This is a genomic window from Parageobacillus sp. VR-IP (assembly GCF_013357975.1).
GTDB lineage: Bacteria > Bacillota > Bacilli > Bacillales > Anoxybacillaceae > Saccharococcus > Saccharococcus caldoxylosilyticus.
This window is the reverse complement of sequence record NZ_JABVYQ010000002.1, coordinates 435,340-451,120: the sequence shown is the minus strand read 5'-3', so window position 1 is coordinate 451,120 and position 15,781 is coordinate 435,340. Positions and strand designations below refer to the sequence as shown.

Sequence of the window (15,781 nt, the reverse complement as noted above, 5' to 3'; positions counted from 1 at the left end):
AACGTCATATGGCGGGTACTTGTAGTTTAGCAGGAAAAAAGGTAAACTAAACCTACATGTATAACACAATAAAACTAGGACAAGAAGACCCCTCAAGCGCTTTCGCTTGAGGGGTCTTCCTTTAGAACCAAGGGAACAGTTTTTGGAACCAATTTTTCTTTTCCTCTTTTTTCTTTGATTTCTTTTGATGTAATAAATGATCCGTGCAGTAGTCGGTCGGTTCGGTACCAGCAATATAATAAGTAAGACGCTTTACCGGACATGATTTTGTCGCAAGTTTGCCGTTATCCGGGTCGACATAAACACCAACGACCCCTTTGGTTGGTTTAAACTTTTTCTTTGGTTTTCCCTGTAAACTTTTTTCCATAAATTGAACCCAGATTTGCTTTGCATATTGTTTCTCCACCATTTTATCAATCGTTTCCCCACGGTCGTAACCGGTCCATACCCCTGCAACTAGTTGTGGCGCAAATCCAATCATCCAACTGTCCGTTTCTGTTGTTCCCGATTTGCCCGCGTACGGACGTGTAATCTGTTTGCGAATCGATTGGCCGGTAACGGTCGTATAATCGTTTAGTTTTGGGTCAAACATGCCCGTCATCAGCTGAGTTGTGACATAAGCGGCGTCCGGATCGAGCACTTGTTTGCTTGATGGTTTATATTCGTAAATCGTTTCTCCTTCATGATTGACGATTTTTTTAATAAAAACCGGCTCCACTTTTTTGCCGTTATTGGCAAACGCGCTGTAGGCTCTCACCATATCGATCACCTTCACCGGCGATGTTCCGAGCGCCAACGACGGAACTCTTTTTAATTTGCTTGTAATACCTAGTTTTTTCGCCGTTTTCACAAGTTTGTCTTCACCGATAAATAAATGCGTTTTTACGGCAAATACGTTATCCGATAAGGCTATCGCCTGTGCGAGCGTAATCGCGTCATTCGCATAGTAATCATTATAGTTATGCGGGGTATATTTGGACTTGCCGTTATCAAACGTAAATGTCGTCAGCTCGCTACGCATTTGCGTAGATGGCGTAAACCCTTGCTCAATCGCTGCATAGTAGAGAAACGGCTTGAAGGTAGAGCCTGGCTGCCGCTCCGCCTGCACAGCACGGTTAAACGGGCTTTTTTCATAGTCCCTGCCGCCGACAAGCGCTTTTACTTCTCCCGTGCGCGGGTCCATCGCGACGAGCGCGGCTTGAATTTGGGAGTTCGGGTCAATGACCGCGTTTATTTCCTGTTCCGCGATTTTCTGCATATGCGGATCGAGCGATGTATACACGCGCAGGCCGCCGAGTTCAATCGTCCGTTCATCCAGCCCTAATTGGTTGCGCAGCACCTGTTTGACAACGTCTTGAAAATAAGGAGCGATATTTTTTTGTTTTATTTCGTGATGGTCCGTATAAATCAGCTTTTCTTGATACGCTCGCTCCGCTTCCTTTTTGTTGATGTATCCGGCTTGTTCCATCGATAAAAGTACCGTTTTTTGCCGCGTTTTGGCCCTCTTTTCGTTAATCAACGGAGAGTAGTAGTACGGACCTTTCGGAATGCCGGCTAACATCGCTGCTTCGCTTAACGTAAGGTCTTTTGCATGTTTGCCGAAATAATAACGGGCCGCTGCCTCGATCCCGTAAGCGCCGTGACCGTAGTAAATCGTGTTTAAATAACCTTCAAGAATTTGCTTTTTGCTATAATTTGCCTCGAGGCGGATCGTGTACAGCGCCTCTTGCAATTTTCTTGTCCATGTCTTATCGTGAGTTAAAAATAAATTGCGTGCGTATTGCTGGGTGATTGTGCTCGCTCCTTGCACTTTCGCCATTGCTTTTATATCCGCGGCGACGGCGCCGATAATCCGCTTGATATCAAAGCCGTGATGTTCGTAAAACTTGCGGTCTTCTACGGCAATCGTCGCCTGTATGACGTAAGGGGATATATCGTCAAGCTTGACCCAGTAGCGCGTTTGTCCGTTATCGCTTTCGCCGATTTTTGTGCCGTCATCCGCATAAAAAATCGTTGTTTGCGGCACCGCCAGCGGAGGGGCGCCTTGCAGTTTAGCAAATAAAATAAAGCCACCAAACGTGACGGCGGATAAGATTGCTAGGATGAAACTGATAAAGGCGAACGCCCGAATATATTTCCACGCCCCACGGAACCGGCTGCTTGGGATGATTTCCAACGTTCATCACCTCATAACTTTATAAACCGTATTTGTATTAGTATGAAAAATTTTTTTCTATTTTAAACGTTTTTTCTATCAAGTACCTCTTGCATTTTTGCTAGATTGCTCTATACTTTTTCATGTTTAGTTTTTCTCCGCGAGGGAAAGATGAAAAATAGCGTATACGAAAGTGGAAACGAGCAGAGAAAGGATGTTACCGATGGAACTATGGTTTACCGAAAAACAGACCGAGCATTTCGGCATTACAGCGAGAATTAAACGTACTTTACATACAGAACAAACCCCATTCCAAAAGCTGGACATGGTCGAAACAGAACAGTTCGGCAACATGCTAATTTTAGATGGAATGGTGATGACAACGCAAAAAGACGAATTTGTCTACCATGAAATGGTCGCGCACGTTCCGCTGTTTACCCATCCAAATCCGGAAAATGTGCTTGTGGTCGGCGGAGGTGACGGCGGTGTCATCCGCGAAGTGCTGAAACATCCAAGCGTCAAAAAAGCGACGCTTGTAGAAATTGACGGCAAAGTCATTGAATGCTCGAAAAAATATTTGCCGGAGATTGCTGGCAAGCTTGACGACCCGCGCGTCGAAGTCAAAGTAGACGACGGTTTTATGCATATCGCGAAAAGTGAAAATGAATATGACGTCATTATGGTGGATTCGACAGAGCCGGTCGGCCCGGCGGTGAATTTATTTACGAAAGGGTTTTACGCCGGCATCGCCAAAGCGTTGAAAGAAGACGGCATTTTTGTCGCCCAGACGGATAACCCTTGGTTTAAGGCGGATTTAATCCGCAACGTATACCGCGACGTGCGCGAAATTTTCCCGATTACGCGTCTATATACAGCAAACATCCCGACGTATCCAAGCGGGCTTTGGACGTTTACGATCGGTTCGAAAAAATACGATCCGCTGGAGGTAAGCGATGATCGTTTCCATGATATCGAGACGAAATATTATACGAAAGAGCTGCATAAAGCCTGCTTTGTATTGCCGAAATTTGTCGCTGATTTATTGAAATGAGGGGGATGGCATCATGAGATTCGATGAGGCGTATTCGGGCAATGTATTTATCGGAAGCCACCCGAATTTTGAGGAAAGCGAAGCGGTGATTTACGGGATGCCGATGGACTGGACGGTAAGCTACCGACCTGGTTCCCGCTTCGGTCCGGCCCGCATCCGCGAAGTGTCGATTGGGCTGGAGGAATACAGCCCGTATTTAGACCGCGAACTTGGAGAAGTCAAATATTTCGACGCCGGCGATATTCCGCTTCCATTTGGAAACGCGCAGCGCAGTTTAGATATCATCGAAGACTTTGTCGATAAAATTTTAGCCGCAGATAAGTTTCCGCTTGGCATCGGCGGCGAGCATCTCGTTTCCTGGCCGGTCATTAAAGCGGTATATAAAAAATATCCGGATTTAGCGGTGATTCATATGGACGCCCATACCGACTTGCGGGAGCATTACGAGGGCGAGCCTCTGTCCCATGCGACGCCGATTCGCAAAGTGGCGGACTTAATCGGACCGACAAACGTCTTTTCGTTCGGCATTCGTTCCGGTATGAAAGAAGAGTTTGAATGGGCGAAGGAAAACGGTATGTACATCGCGAAATTTGAAGTGCTCGAGCCGCTTCGGGAAGTGCTGCCAAAGCTGGCCGGGCGTCCGGTGTACGTGACGATTGACATCGACGTGTTGGACCCTGCCCACGCTCCGGGTACGGGAACAGTCGACGCCGGCGGCATTACATCGAAAGAACTGTTGGCAGCCATCCATGAAATCGCGGAATCGGATGTTCGCGTCGTTGGCGCTGATTTAGTGGAAGTAGCGCCGGTTTATGACCATTCCGAACAAACGGCTAACACGGCAAGCAAACTGATTCGCGAAATGATTCTCGGCTGGGTGCCAAAACGCCGCTGATGGCAAATCCCGACTCCATTTTTACCGGAGTCGGGATTTCAATGTGCTGCAACATGTAAAACAATCGCAAATATGTTTCGTTACAAGCGCCGTCTCGCTGAAGATGGTGCTTTTTTATGCATGAAGCCGCTGCATACATTCTTCCCCTCTTGAATGAAAGGAAATAATTCCTTTATACTTAATAAAGTTATTACTGTTTTTTATCAAGGGCGTGTTCTCGATGGAGAAACAAAACGGAATCCCGATGCAGTTGAAACAAGTGACCGATATTCGCGATGGGGTGCGCAAAGAAACGGTTGTGTTAGAAGCAACAGGGCTTTACTACATAAAAGAAAATGCCATGTATTTGCAATTTGAGGAGCAGCATGAGCTCGGCAGCATTAAGACGATCGTCAAAATAACGAACGAGGAAGTGGTCGTCATGCGTTCCGGAGCGGTGCATATGCGTCATGCGTTCCGCAAAACGGAAGAAACGACCGGCCATTACCGCACTTCGTTTGGGCAATGGACGATGAAAACAAAAACGGACCATATCGAGTTTCATTATGATAACAGGCGGAAAAAAGGGCGGTTGTTTGTATCGTATCAGCTGCAGATGCAAAATGAACAAACAGGCCGCCATGCGATGACGATTATGTTTAAGGGGGTATAGATGATGAACATTGTCGAACAGATGAAGGAACGGATCAAAGAAGAAATTAAGCGCGCCGTCATTAGCGCCGGACTTGCGAAAACAGAGGAAATGCCGGATGTGATTTTAGAAGTGCCGAGAGAAAAAGCGCACGGCGATTATTCGACGAATATGGCGATGCAGCTGGCCCGCATTGCGAAAAAACCGCCGCGGGTGATCGCGGAAGAAATCGTGCAGCACTTTGACCGGACAAAAGCGTCCATTGCCAAAATCGACATTGCCGGCCCGGGGTTTATTAACTTTTATATGGACAACCGTTATTTAACGGAGCTGATTCCAACGATCATCCAAGCGGGAAAAGCTTACGGGGAGACGAATGTCGGAAATGGGCAAAAAGTGCAAGTCGAGTTTGTTTCCGCCAACCCAACCGGCGATTTGCATTTAGGTCATGCCCGTGGCGCCGCGGTCGGCGATTCGCTGTGCAATATTTTAGAAAAAGCCGGATTTGATGTGACGCGCGAATATTATATTAATGATGCCGGCAATCAAATTTACAACCTGGCCAAATCAGTCGAAGCTCGTTACTTCCAGGCGCTCGGCATCGAGAAAGCCATGCCGGAAGACGGTTATTACGGCGAAGATATTGTCGAAATCGGCAAAAAGTTGGCCGAGGAGCACGGCGACAAATTTGTCCATATCGATGAGCAAGAGCGGCTCGCCTTTTTCCGTGAGTACGGACTCAACTATGAATTAGAAAAGATTAAAAAAGATTTGGCCGATTTCCGCGTCTCGTTCGATGTTTGGTATTCGGAAACATCTTTATATACAAGCGGAAAAATTGACGAAGCGTTGGCGGTGCTGCGCGAACGCGGCTATATTTACGAAAAAGACGGGGCGACATGGTTCCGCTCGACGGCGTTTGGCGATGACAAAGACCGCGTGTTAATCAAAAAAGACGGCACGTATACGTATTTGTTGCCGGACATCGCCTATCATCAGGATAAGCTGCGCCGCGGATTTGCGAAAATCATTAACATTTGGGGCGCGGACCATCACGGCTATATTCCGCGGATGAAAGCGGCGATTGCGGCGCTCGGCTATGACCCGGATGTGTTGGAAGTGGAAATCATTCAATTAGTTAACTTGTATCAAAACGGCGAACGGGTCAAAATGAGCAAGCGCACCGGCAAGGCGGTGACGATGCGCGAATTAATGGAAGAGGTCGGCTTGGACGCAGTCCGCTACTTCTTTGCGATGCGCTCGAGCGACACGCATTTGGATTTTGATATGGACCTTGCCGTCTCGCAGTCGAATGAAAACCCGGTGTACTATGTGCAATACGCACATGCCCGCGTCTCAAGCATTCTCCGCCAAGGCGAGGAGCAAAACTTGTCTTATGAAGGAGATTTGCAGCTCGATTATATCGAAACGGAAAAAGAAATCGAGCTGTTGAAAAAGCTTGGCGAGTTCCCAAGTGTGGTGGCGGAAGCGGCTGTGAAGCGGATGCCGCACCGCGTGACCGGCTATGTGTTTGAGCTGGCGTCGGCACTGCACAGCTTTTACAATGCGGAAAAAGTGTTAGATCCGGAAAACATGGAAAAAAGCCGGGCGCGTTTAGCGCTCATGAAAGCCGTGCAAATTACGCTGCAAAACGCGCTGGCGCTCATCGGCGTATCGGCGCCGGAAAAAATGTAAGAAATAACAGCTCGAGGCGGATTTTCCAGCCATTCTGTTTAGGAAATATCAAAAAAGAGGAAAGACGTTTTACAATAAATGCTCGAACGAGGGGGAGTTCCCCCCTCTTTTTATGGGCATAGTAATGAAAAAACACATGGAGGAAATGGAAATGAAAGAAGTGACTTTATCGTTGTTGACTGGGATAGTGGTCGGCTTTTTATTTACGCTGTTCCGTTTGCCGATTCCTGCCCCACCAGCTTTAGCCGGCATTGCTGGGATCGTCGGCGTATACTTAGGGATGAAAATATTCGAATGGATTAGTTACTTTTGGAAATGAATCCATGTTAAGGGGGGTTCCCTAACATGGCTTTTATAGCCAAGCAGAAAGAAGAGTCGATATTGACTCTTTGCCGCGTTCCCATAACGTGCGTTTTTTCCAAAAATCAAGCGTCATCTGCTCGGAACGGGCTAAATCGCGTTCGATCGCTTTTTTTACTTCGCGGGTAAAACCGCGGTCAAAAATGTAACAATTAATCTCGCTGTTAAAAAATAAGCTTCTTTTGTCAAAATTGGCGGTGCTGATATCGCACCATTGCTCATCGATCACGATCGTTTTCGCATGATAAAAGCCTTGATAAAAGCGATAAATACGCGCTCCGGCTTTTAACAGATGGTAAAAATAAGGATAGGCAGCCTCTTTTACAAATAGGTGATCCGCTTTTAACGGGACAAGAACGGTCACGTTGACGCCGCGCCGAAGTGCGTCAAGCAACGCGTTCATGACGGAACGGCTAGGAATAAAATAGGGGCTGCCGATGATAATTTCTTTTTTGGCTTGATCGATGACATCAATGATTTGCTGCTCGAGCGCATGGCCGTCCTTGGCAACGAATTGATGAGCGATTGCACCTGCTTGAAGAGGAGGAAAATATTCAGCTTTGGCGATTGCCGTATTGGTCGCTTCTTCCCAGTCGCGCAAAAACTGCGTTTGCAAATCATGAACCCCTTCGCCGGTAATTTTTAAATGGTAGTCACGCCATTCCCCGAAATTTGGATCTTTTCCAACATATTCTCTGCCGATATTAAAGCCGCCGATGTACCCGATTTTTCCGTCGATCACGGTAATTTTTCGATGATTACGCCGATTTAACCAATAGAAGAAAAACGGAAAGCGCGGTTTATATGTGTAGGCAAATTCGATGCCGCTTGCTTTTAATGAGCGAATCAGCGATTTCGGCAATCCGAAGCTTCCGACCCAATCGACGAGAATGCGAATCTGAACCCCTTCCTTTGCTTTTTGTTTTAGCAATTGAAAAAACGGCTGGCTCGTCTCATCATTCTTAATGATGTAAAACAAAATGTGGATATGGTGTTTGGCCTGGCGAATCTCCGCAAAATAATCGGAAAAAAGATGCTTTCCGTTGATGAAAAAAGAAATGTCGCTTTGCCGCCGTGGATATACAATTTTTTTGTTTTTGTCTTGGAAAACGATCCTTCCGAGCTTGTCATCAAGATATATTAGCGCTAATATAATAACAATAACGAAAAATACAAGCATTTCTTCCCCTCCTGATCATATCGTTAATTATTAATGTACCCGGATACGCAAAAAATAGCAGGGCAACATGTAAAAACATTATTGACTGAATGCTCATTCATTGTGTAAAATAGACACAAGGAATTAATTCTGAAAATTTATTTTGTTGTCAATATTTTTGATTGTCATTCCATCGATTTAAAGGGGGAAGGGGAGAGAGGCATGAATCCACTATTGGTGATCAACTTTCTTGCGTTTTTGTTTGTAACCGCTTACGCTGTCTACTTGTTTGCCTATGTGGTGAAAACGCGGGCGATATACATTAAGCTCGGCAAAAAAGTGGAATTTGATGAAAAAGTAAAAGAGCGTCTGCAAAAAATCTGGGTCAATGTTTTTGGCCAGAAAAAGCTGCTGAAAGACAAAAAAAGCGGCCTCATTCACGTTGCCTTTTTCTATGGATTTATCCTTGTCCAATTCGGAGCGATTGACTTTATCATCAAAGGTCTTGTTCCTGGGGCGCATCTGCCGCTAGGACCGCTTTATCCAGGCTTTACATTTTTCCAGGAAATTGTCACCTTGCTTATTTTGATTGCCGTATTTGCTGCGTTTTACCGTCGTTATATTGAAAAGCTGGTTCGTTTAAAACGGGATTTTAAAGCTGGTTTAGTGCTCATTTTTATCGGTGGGCTAATGCTTTCTGTTTTGTTTGGCAATGGAATGGCCATGATTTGGCACGGTGAGGAAGCCTTATGGAGCGAACCGGTCGCATCGTTCATCGCCAGCGCGTTCCATTGGGTTGGAGAAACCGGCGCTGCTGTCTTGTTTTTTATCGCCTGGTGGATCCATTTGTTGATTTTGCTTACTTTCTTAGTATACGTACCGCAGTCGAAGCACGCTCATTTGATTGCTGCGCCGATTAACGTGTTTTTCAGCCGTCTGTCGCGGCCGAAATTATCGAAAATCAACTTTGAAGATGAAACACAGGAATCGTTTGGCGTCGGGAAAATTGAAGATTTTACGCAAAAGCAGCTCATCGATTTATATGCCTGTGTGGAGTGCGGACGATGCACGAGCATGTGTCCGGCTACTGGAACCGGGAAAATGCTGTCGCCAATGGATTTAATTTTAAAACTGCGCGACCACCTGACCGAAAAAGGGGCGGCTGTTACGTCCCGCGCTCCATGGGTGCCGACGTTTGCCTTTAAAAACACGAGAGGCAACCAATTAGCGGTTGCCGCGCAAGGCGTGCAGGAACAAGCGGCGGCGCTGGAGATGCCAAGTCTGATCGGCGACGTCATTACGGAAGAGGAAATTTGGGCCTGTACGACATGCCGCAACTGTGAAGACCAATGTCCGGTCATGAATGAGCACGTCGACAAAATTATCGACTTACGCCGCTATCTTGTGCTGACGGAAGGAAGAATGAACCCGGATGCCCAGCGGGCGATGACCAACATTGAGCGCCAAGGAAACCCATGGGGACTCAACCGCAAGGAGAGAGAAAACTGGCGCGAGCTTCGCGATGATGTGCATGTTCCGACAGTCAAAGAAATGAAAAAAGCCGGCGAAGAGTTCGAGTATTTGTTCTGGGTCGGCTCGATGGGCTCGTTTGACAACCGCAGCCAAAAAATCGCCTTGGCATTTGCGAAATTGTTAAATGAAGCAGGCGTGAAGTTTGCGATTTTAGGAAATAAAGAGAAAAACTCAGGCGATACGCCGCGCCGCTTAGGAAACGAGTTTTTATTCCAGGAACTTGCAGCCAACAATATCGCGGAATTTGAAAAAGCGGGCGTGAAAAAGATTGTGACGATCGACCCGCACGCGTACAACACGTTTAAAAACGAATATCCGGATTTCGGCTTTGAAGCGGAAGTATACCATCATACCGAGCTGCTTGCGAAGCTGATTGACGAAGGCCGATTAGTGCCGAAATATGAAGTAAAAGAACGAGTGACGTTCCACGATTCCTGTTATTTAGGACGCTACAACGACGTGTATGACGCGCCTCGCAAAATTTTGCAGGCAATTCCGGGCGTCGAGCTCGTCGAAATGGAGCGCAACCGCGAACGCGGTATGTGTTGCGGAGCCGGCGGCGGCTTAATGTGGATGGAAGAAACGACCGGAAACCGCATCAACGTAGCCCGCACTGAGCAGGCGCTTGCCGTCAACCCAACGGTCATCAGCTCCGGCTGTCCGTACTGCTTGACGATGCTCACGGACGGAACAAAAGCAAAGGAAGTAGAGGACAAAGTCTTCACTTACGATGTGGCAGAATTGCTGGCGAAATCGGTCTTTGGCGAAGAGAAAGAAGCTGTCTTATGAACTTCTTTCACTTACACTCCGTTTAGAGGTAGGAGATTTCTTGGTAAGCATGTTAAAAAAATTGAATATATAATTCCTATTTTTTAAAATAATTAGTATAATAGATAAAGAGGGTGTGCGTTCGTGTACACCTTCTCTTTACCATCATTATCGAGCGAGCGTTCAGTCTGTATTGTTGTAATCGCTTTCTTTATCGTACACAAAGGGGGAGAGGTTTTATGGGAAAAACGGTGATTGTAAGCGGTGTACGGACACCGTTTGGCAAATTTGGCGGCGCCTTGCAGCCGCTGACGGCTGCTGAACTTGGCGGCATCGCGGTGAAAGAAGCGCTGGCGCGCGCCAACATTAGCGGAGAACAAGTCGATCAAGTCATTTTAGGGACCGTCCTGCAAGGCGGACAAGGGCAGCTTCCATCCCGCCAAGCGATGCGTCATGCCGGCATTCCGTGGGAAGTGCGCACGGAAACGATTAATAAAGTATGCGCTTCCGGCATGCGGGCGGTAACGCTTGGCGACCAAATCATCCGCCTTGGCGAAGCGGAAGTAGTTGTCGCCGGCGGTATGGAGTCAATGAGCAACGCTCCGTATATATTGCCGAAAGCGCGTTGGGGACTGCGGATGGGCGACGATGCCGTCAAAGATTTAATGGTGTATGACGGACTGACATGTAGTTTCACCGGGGTGCATATGGGAGTTTACGGCGGTGAAACTGCGAAAGAATTAGGAATTTCCCGCGAGGAACAAGACAAATGGGCGTATCGCAGCCATCAGCGGGCAATCGCCGCGATGGAAGCGGGATTATTAGCCGAAGAAATCGTACCGGTCGCAGTACCGCAGCGAAAAGGCGAACCAATACTTGTCGCGCACGATGAATCGCCAAGAAAAGATACGTCGCTTGAAAAGCTGGCCAAGCTTCCGCCAGTTTTTGACCCGCAAGGAACGGTGACAGCCGGAAACGCTCCAGGCGTCAATGACGGAGCCGCCGCGCTTGTCCTAATGAGCGAAGAGCGCGCCGCCCGCGAAGGAATTCAACCGCTTGCGACAATTTTGGCGCATACGGCGATTGCCGTGGAGGCAAAAGATTTTCCGAAAACGCCGGGGCTTGTCATTAACGAATTGCTGCGCAAAACGGGGAAAACAGTCGCTGACATTGATTTATTTGAAATTAATGAAGCGTTTGCCGCCGTAGCGCTTGCAAGTATCCAAATCGCGGGCATTGATCCAGAAAAAGTCAATGTCAATGGCGGAGCGGTCGCTTTAGGCCATCCAATCGGCGCCAGCGGCGCGCGCATTATCATTACCCTGATCCACGAATTGAAACGCCGCGGCGGCGGCATCGGCATTGCCGCAATTTGCAGCGGCGGCGGCCAAGGCGACGCCATCATGGTACAAGTATAGAAAAGCGGAGGCGGCGCGATTAGCCTTCGAAGCCAAATGCTCTTCACCCGCAGGGGTGCTTGGCACCCCGAGGGGGAAGGTTATTTGGCAGAAGAAGGCTAGCCGCTGAAGCTAGACAGGGGAGAAAAGCGGAGGTGGCGCGAATAGCTCCCGAAGCGAAATGTTCTTCTCTCGCGGAAGTGCTTGTCACGATATTCGCATTAAATAAACAGAAACAACGAAAGACAGGGGATGTGAAGACGATGGATGTAAAAACGATTATGGTCATCGGTGCCGGACAAATGGGTTCCGGTATTGCGCAAGTGTGTGCAATGGCAGGATACGACGTTTTCCTACATGATATTAGCCAACAACAAATCGACAAAGGATTGGCGAATATCGAAAAATTATTGTCGCGTCAAGTGGAAAAAGGAAAAATGACGGAAGAGGAAAAAGCGGCGACACTAGGGCGCCTCACTCCTTCCAATGATTTGCAAAACGCGGCGAAAGCCGATTTAGTCATTGAAGCGGTCGTTGAAAACATGGATGTGAAAACACAATTGTTTGCCGAACTCGATCAAATCGCTCCGCCGCATACGATTTTGGCGACAAACACATCTTCGCTGCCAATTACGGAAATCGCAGCGGCGACGAAACGCCCGGAAAAAGTGATCGGCATGCATTTTATGAATCCGGTTCCGGTCATGAAGCTAGTCGAAATTATCCGCGGGCTGGCGACGGCGGATGAGGTGTATGAGACGATTGAAGCGATTACGCGCAAGTTGAATAAAGTACCAGTCGAAGTCAACGACTTTCCGGGATTTATCTCCAACCGCGTCTTGATGCCGATGATCAACGAAGCGATTTATGCGTTATATGAAGGAGTTGCGACAAAAGAAGCGATCGACGAAGTGATGAAGCTTGGCATGAACCATCCGATGGGGCCGCTAACATTAGCTGATTTCATCGGTTTGGATACGTGTCTGTATATTATGGAAACGCTTCATGAAGGGTTTGGCGATGATAAATACCGTCCATGCCCATTATTGCGCAAATACGTGAAAGCCGGCTGGCTCGGCCGCAAAACAGGCAGAGGATTTTACACATACGAGTAATCAGCAAAGAAGGTGGCATACATGAATTTACACTTTACAGAAGAACAAGAAATGATGCGGAACATGGTGCGCGAGTTCGCGCAAACAGAAATCGCGCCATTTGTGGAACGCATGGAGCAAGGCGAATTTCCGCGCCCGATTTTAAACAAAATGGCCGAGCTCGGGCTGATGGGCATTACCGTTCCGGAAGAGTACGGCGGTGCCGGGATGGACTTTGTTTCCTACATTATCGCCATCCATGAAATTTCGAAAGTAAGCGCGACGGTCGGCGTCATTTTATCGGTGCATACGTCGGTCGGCACCAATCCGATTTTATACTTCGGAACGGAGGAGCAAAAGAAAAAATATGTGCCGAAGCTGGCCAGAGGCGAGTACCTAGGGGCGTTTTGCCTCACCGAACCGGATGCCGGCTCCGATGCGAAAAGCTTAAAAACAAAAGCGGTCCGCCAAGGCGACTACTACCTTTTAAACGGTTCGAAAATTTTCATCACCAACGGAGGCGAGGCGGATACGTATATCGTCTTTGCCCGCACCGACCCGAATGAAAAAGGCAGCCGCGGCATTTCTGCTTTTATCGTTGAAAAAGATACGCCAGGATTTATCATCGGCAAAGATGAGAAAAAAATGGGGCTGCACGGTTCACGGACGGTACAAATTACGCTAGAAGGCGCGAAAGTGCCGGCGGAAAACTTGCTTGGCGAGGAAGGTCAAGGCTTTAAAATCGCGATGGCCAACCTCGATGTTGGACGCATCGGCATCGCTGCGCAGGCGCTTGGCATTGCCGAAGCGGCGTTAGAACATGCGACCGCTTATGCGAAAGAACGCATCCAGTTTGGCAAGCCGATCGCCGAGCAGCAAGGTGTCGCTTTTAAGCTCGCTGATATGGCGACTGCGGTTGAAGCGGCGAAACTGCTTGTCTATCGCGCGGCATTTTTACGGGCGCAAGGCCTGCCATGTGGAAAAGAAGCGTCGATGGCAAAATTGTTCGCTTCAAGAACGGCGATGGAAAACGCGATCGAAGCGGTGCAAATCTTCGGCGGCAACGGCTATACGAAAGATTATCCCGTCGAACGGTTGTTCCGCGATGCAAAAATTTGTGAAATTTACGAAGGAACAAGCGAAATTCAACGTTTGGTCATTAGCAAATACTTAACGAAAAAGTAAGGCAACATAACCATCAGCATTTATAAATGGGGGATCGGGATTATGAATTTTCAATTAAGCGAAGAACATGAAATGATACGAAAAATGGTGCGCGAGTTTGCCGAAAAGGAAGTGGCGCCGACAGCGGCGGAACGAGACGAAGAAGAACGGTTTGACCGCGAAATTTTTAATAAAATGGCTGAATTAGGCTTGACCGGAATTCCATGGCCGGAAGAGTACGGCGGCATCGGCAGCGACTATTTGGCATATGTTATTGCGGTGGAAGAATTGTCAAAAGTATGCGCTTCTACTGGGGTCACGCTATCGGCACATATTTCCCTGGCCAGCTGGCCGATCTATAAATTCGGTACGGAAGAACAAAAGCAAAAATACTTGCGCGCCCTTGCGACAGGGGAAAAACTCGGTGCGTACGGCCTTTCCGAGCCGGGCGCCGGTTCGGATGTGGCCTCGATGAAAACGAGGGCGGTGCGCGAAGGCGACTACTATGTACTAAACGGTTCAAAAGTATGGATTACCAACGGCGGCGAAGCGGAAATTTATGTCGTCTTTGCTGTTACCGATCCGGAAAAACGCCATAAAGGCATCAGCGCGTTTATTGTCGAAAAAGGTACGCCGGGATTTTCGATCGGCAAAAAAGAGAAAAAGCTCGGCATTCGTTCCTCGCCGACAACTGAGCTCATTTTTGAAGACTGCCGCATTCCGAAAGAAAACTTGCTCGGCCAAGAAGGGGAAGGTTTTAAAATCGCAATGATGACGCTTGACGGCGGCCGCAACGGCATTGCGGCGCAAGCGGTCGGCATCGCCCAAGGAGCGTTGGACGCAGCGGTTGAATACACCAAACAACGGGTGCAATTTGGCAAGCCGATCGCCGAGCAGCAAGGCGTTGCCTTTAAATTGGCCGACATGGCAACGGCGATTGAAGCGGCGCGCCTGCTGACGTATCAGGCAGCATGGCTCGAATCCAACGGCCTGCCGTATGGCAAAGCATCGGCGATGGCGAAGCTATTTGCCGGCGATACGGCGATGAAAGTAACGGTCGATGCCGTGCAAATTTTCGGCGGCAACGGCTATACGAAAGACTACCCGGTCGAACGGTTTATGCGCGATGCGAAAATTACGCAAATTTACGAAGGAACGCAAGAAATTCAACGCCTTGTTATTTCGCGGATGCTTACTAGATAAGCATCCGTGCCATTGCAGGTGGTCAAGATGAAAAAACGGGAAGTGATTGCATCCGTCAAAGATGAGAAACTTGTCAAAAAGCGCCGTAACCAAATGATTAAAGGAGCGATTTCCTTATTTAAACAAAAAGGATTTCACCAGACGACAACAAGGGAAATCGCTAAAGCTTCCGGATTTAGCATTGGCACACTGTATGAATATATCCGCAAAAAAGAAGACATCCTCTATCTCGTTTGCGACCGCATTTATGATGAAGTGCGCGAACGGATGGAAAAAGACATCGACACCCACCATGGCACGATCGAAAGCTTTAAGTTAGCGATCGCCCGCTATTTCAGAGTCATCGACGATTTGCAAGACGAAGTGCTCGTTATGTACCAGGAAGTAAAATCGCTCAGCAAAGAATCGCTGCCATACGTGCTCAACAAAGAAATCCAAATGGTCGGCATGTTTGAAAACATTTTGCAGACATGCGTCAACAACGGCGTATTTCAGCTGACGGAGGAAGAAATCAAACTGTTCGCTCACGACATTTTCGTGCTGGGACAAATGTGGGCGTTTCGCCGCTGGGCGCTGAAAAGACTATATACGCTTGATGAATATATTGAACTGCAGACGGAATTGCTGCTAAAGGGGATTATGAAGAAACGGTCATCATGATTAAAGGGGGAGGAAA

Annotated in this window: 13 protein-coding genes; 11 read left to right on the top strand and 2 right to left on the bottom strand. The window is 47.9% G+C overall.

Annotation, left to right across the window (positions count from 1 at the left end; all coding sequences use genetic code 11):
- Positions 1-121: 121 nt before the first annotated feature.
- A complete protein-coding gene (locus tag HT574_RS07665) occupies positions 122-2,176 on the bottom strand; it encodes a transglycosylase domain-containing protein (RefSeq protein ID WP_175244104.1) in 2,055 nt (684 codons plus the stop codon).
- Between the two features lie 202 nt (positions 2,177-2,378).
- Here HT574_RS07665 and speE point away from each other — a divergent pair, with 202 nt between their 5' ends.
- From speE to HT574_RS07640, 5 genes are all read left to right on the top strand, one after another.
- On the top strand, positions 2,379-3,206 hold the full coding sequence (gene speE, locus HT574_RS07660; protein ID WP_017436917.1) for a polyamine aminopropyltransferase: 828 nt from the start codon (positions 2,379-2,381) through the stop codon (positions 3,204-3,206).
- A 13-nt stretch (positions 3,207-3,219) separates the two neighbouring features.
- Positions 3,220-4,101 carry an agmatinase gene (speB, locus tag HT574_RS07655; RefSeq protein WP_175244103.1) on the top strand — a complete coding sequence of 294 codons (882 nt, stop codon included), beginning with the start codon at positions 3,220-3,222 and terminating at the stop codon, positions 4,099-4,101.
- Between the two features lie 220 nt (positions 4,102-4,321).
- Positions 4,322-4,753 (top strand): YwiB family protein, encoded by a 432-nt coding sequence (locus HT574_RS07650; protein WP_175244102.1) that lies wholly within the window; start codon positions 4,322-4,324, stop codon positions 4,751-4,753.
- Positions 4,754-4,756: 3 nt separating this feature from the next.
- Positions 4,757-6,427 carry an arginine--tRNA ligase gene (argS, locus tag HT574_RS07645; RefSeq protein ID WP_175244208.1) on the top strand — a complete coding sequence of 557 codons (1,671 nt, stop codon included), beginning with the start codon at positions 4,757-4,759 and terminating at the stop codon, positions 6,425-6,427.
- A gap of 151 nt (positions 6,428-6,578) precedes the next feature.
- The gene (locus HT574_RS07640; RefSeq protein ID WP_175244101.1) at positions 6,579-6,746 is read left to right on the top strand and encodes a XapX domain-containing protein; all 168 of its coding nucleotides are present in this window, start codon (positions 6,579-6,581) and stop codon (positions 6,744-6,746) included.
- Positions 6,747-6,779: 33 nt separating this feature from the next.
- On the opposite strand, the gene cls is transcribed toward HT574_RS07640, so the two are convergent.
- Positions 6,780-7,967, bottom strand: a complete 1,188-nt coding sequence (cls, locus tag HT574_RS07635) for a cardiolipin synthase (RefSeq protein WP_175244100.1) — start codon at positions 7,965-7,967, stop codon at positions 6,780-6,782.
- A gap of 201 nt (positions 7,968-8,168) precedes the next feature.
- On the opposite strand from cls, the gene HT574_RS07630 reads away from it, so the two are divergent.
- From HT574_RS07630 to HT574_RS07605, 6 genes are all read left to right on the top strand, one after another.
- Positions 8,169-10,268 carry a heterodisulfide reductase-related iron-sulfur binding cluster gene (locus HT574_RS07630; RefSeq protein WP_175244099.1) on the top strand — a complete coding sequence of 700 codons (2,100 nt, stop codon included), beginning with the start codon at positions 8,169-8,171 and terminating at the stop codon, positions 10,266-10,268.
- Positions 10,269-10,486: 218 nt separating this feature from the next.
- Positions 10,487-11,665, top strand: a complete 1,179-nt coding sequence (locus HT574_RS07625; RefSeq protein WP_175244098.1) for an acetyl-CoA C-acetyltransferase — start codon at positions 10,487-10,489, stop codon at positions 11,663-11,665.
- Positions 11,666-11,907: 242 nt separating this feature from the next.
- On the top strand, positions 11,908-12,759 hold the full coding sequence (locus HT574_RS07620; RefSeq protein WP_175244207.1) for a 3-hydroxybutyryl-CoA dehydrogenase: 852 nt from the start codon (positions 11,908-11,910) through the stop codon (positions 12,757-12,759).
- Between the two features lie 21 nt (positions 12,760-12,780).
- A complete protein-coding gene (locus HT574_RS07615; RefSeq protein ID WP_175244097.1) occupies positions 12,781-13,923 on the top strand; it encodes an acyl-CoA dehydrogenase in 1,143 nt (380 codons plus the stop codon).
- Between the two features lie 42 nt (positions 13,924-13,965).
- Entirely contained in the window at positions 13,966-15,105 is a 1,140-nt protein-coding gene (locus HT574_RS07610) for an acyl-CoA dehydrogenase (RefSeq protein WP_175244096.1), read from the top strand.
- A 27-nt stretch (positions 15,106-15,132) separates the two neighbouring features.
- Positions 15,133-15,765, top strand: a complete 633-nt coding sequence (locus tag HT574_RS07605; protein ID WP_042406819.1) for a TetR/AcrR family transcriptional regulator — start codon at positions 15,133-15,135, stop codon at positions 15,763-15,765.
- Positions 15,766-15,781 lie beyond the last annotated feature (16 nt).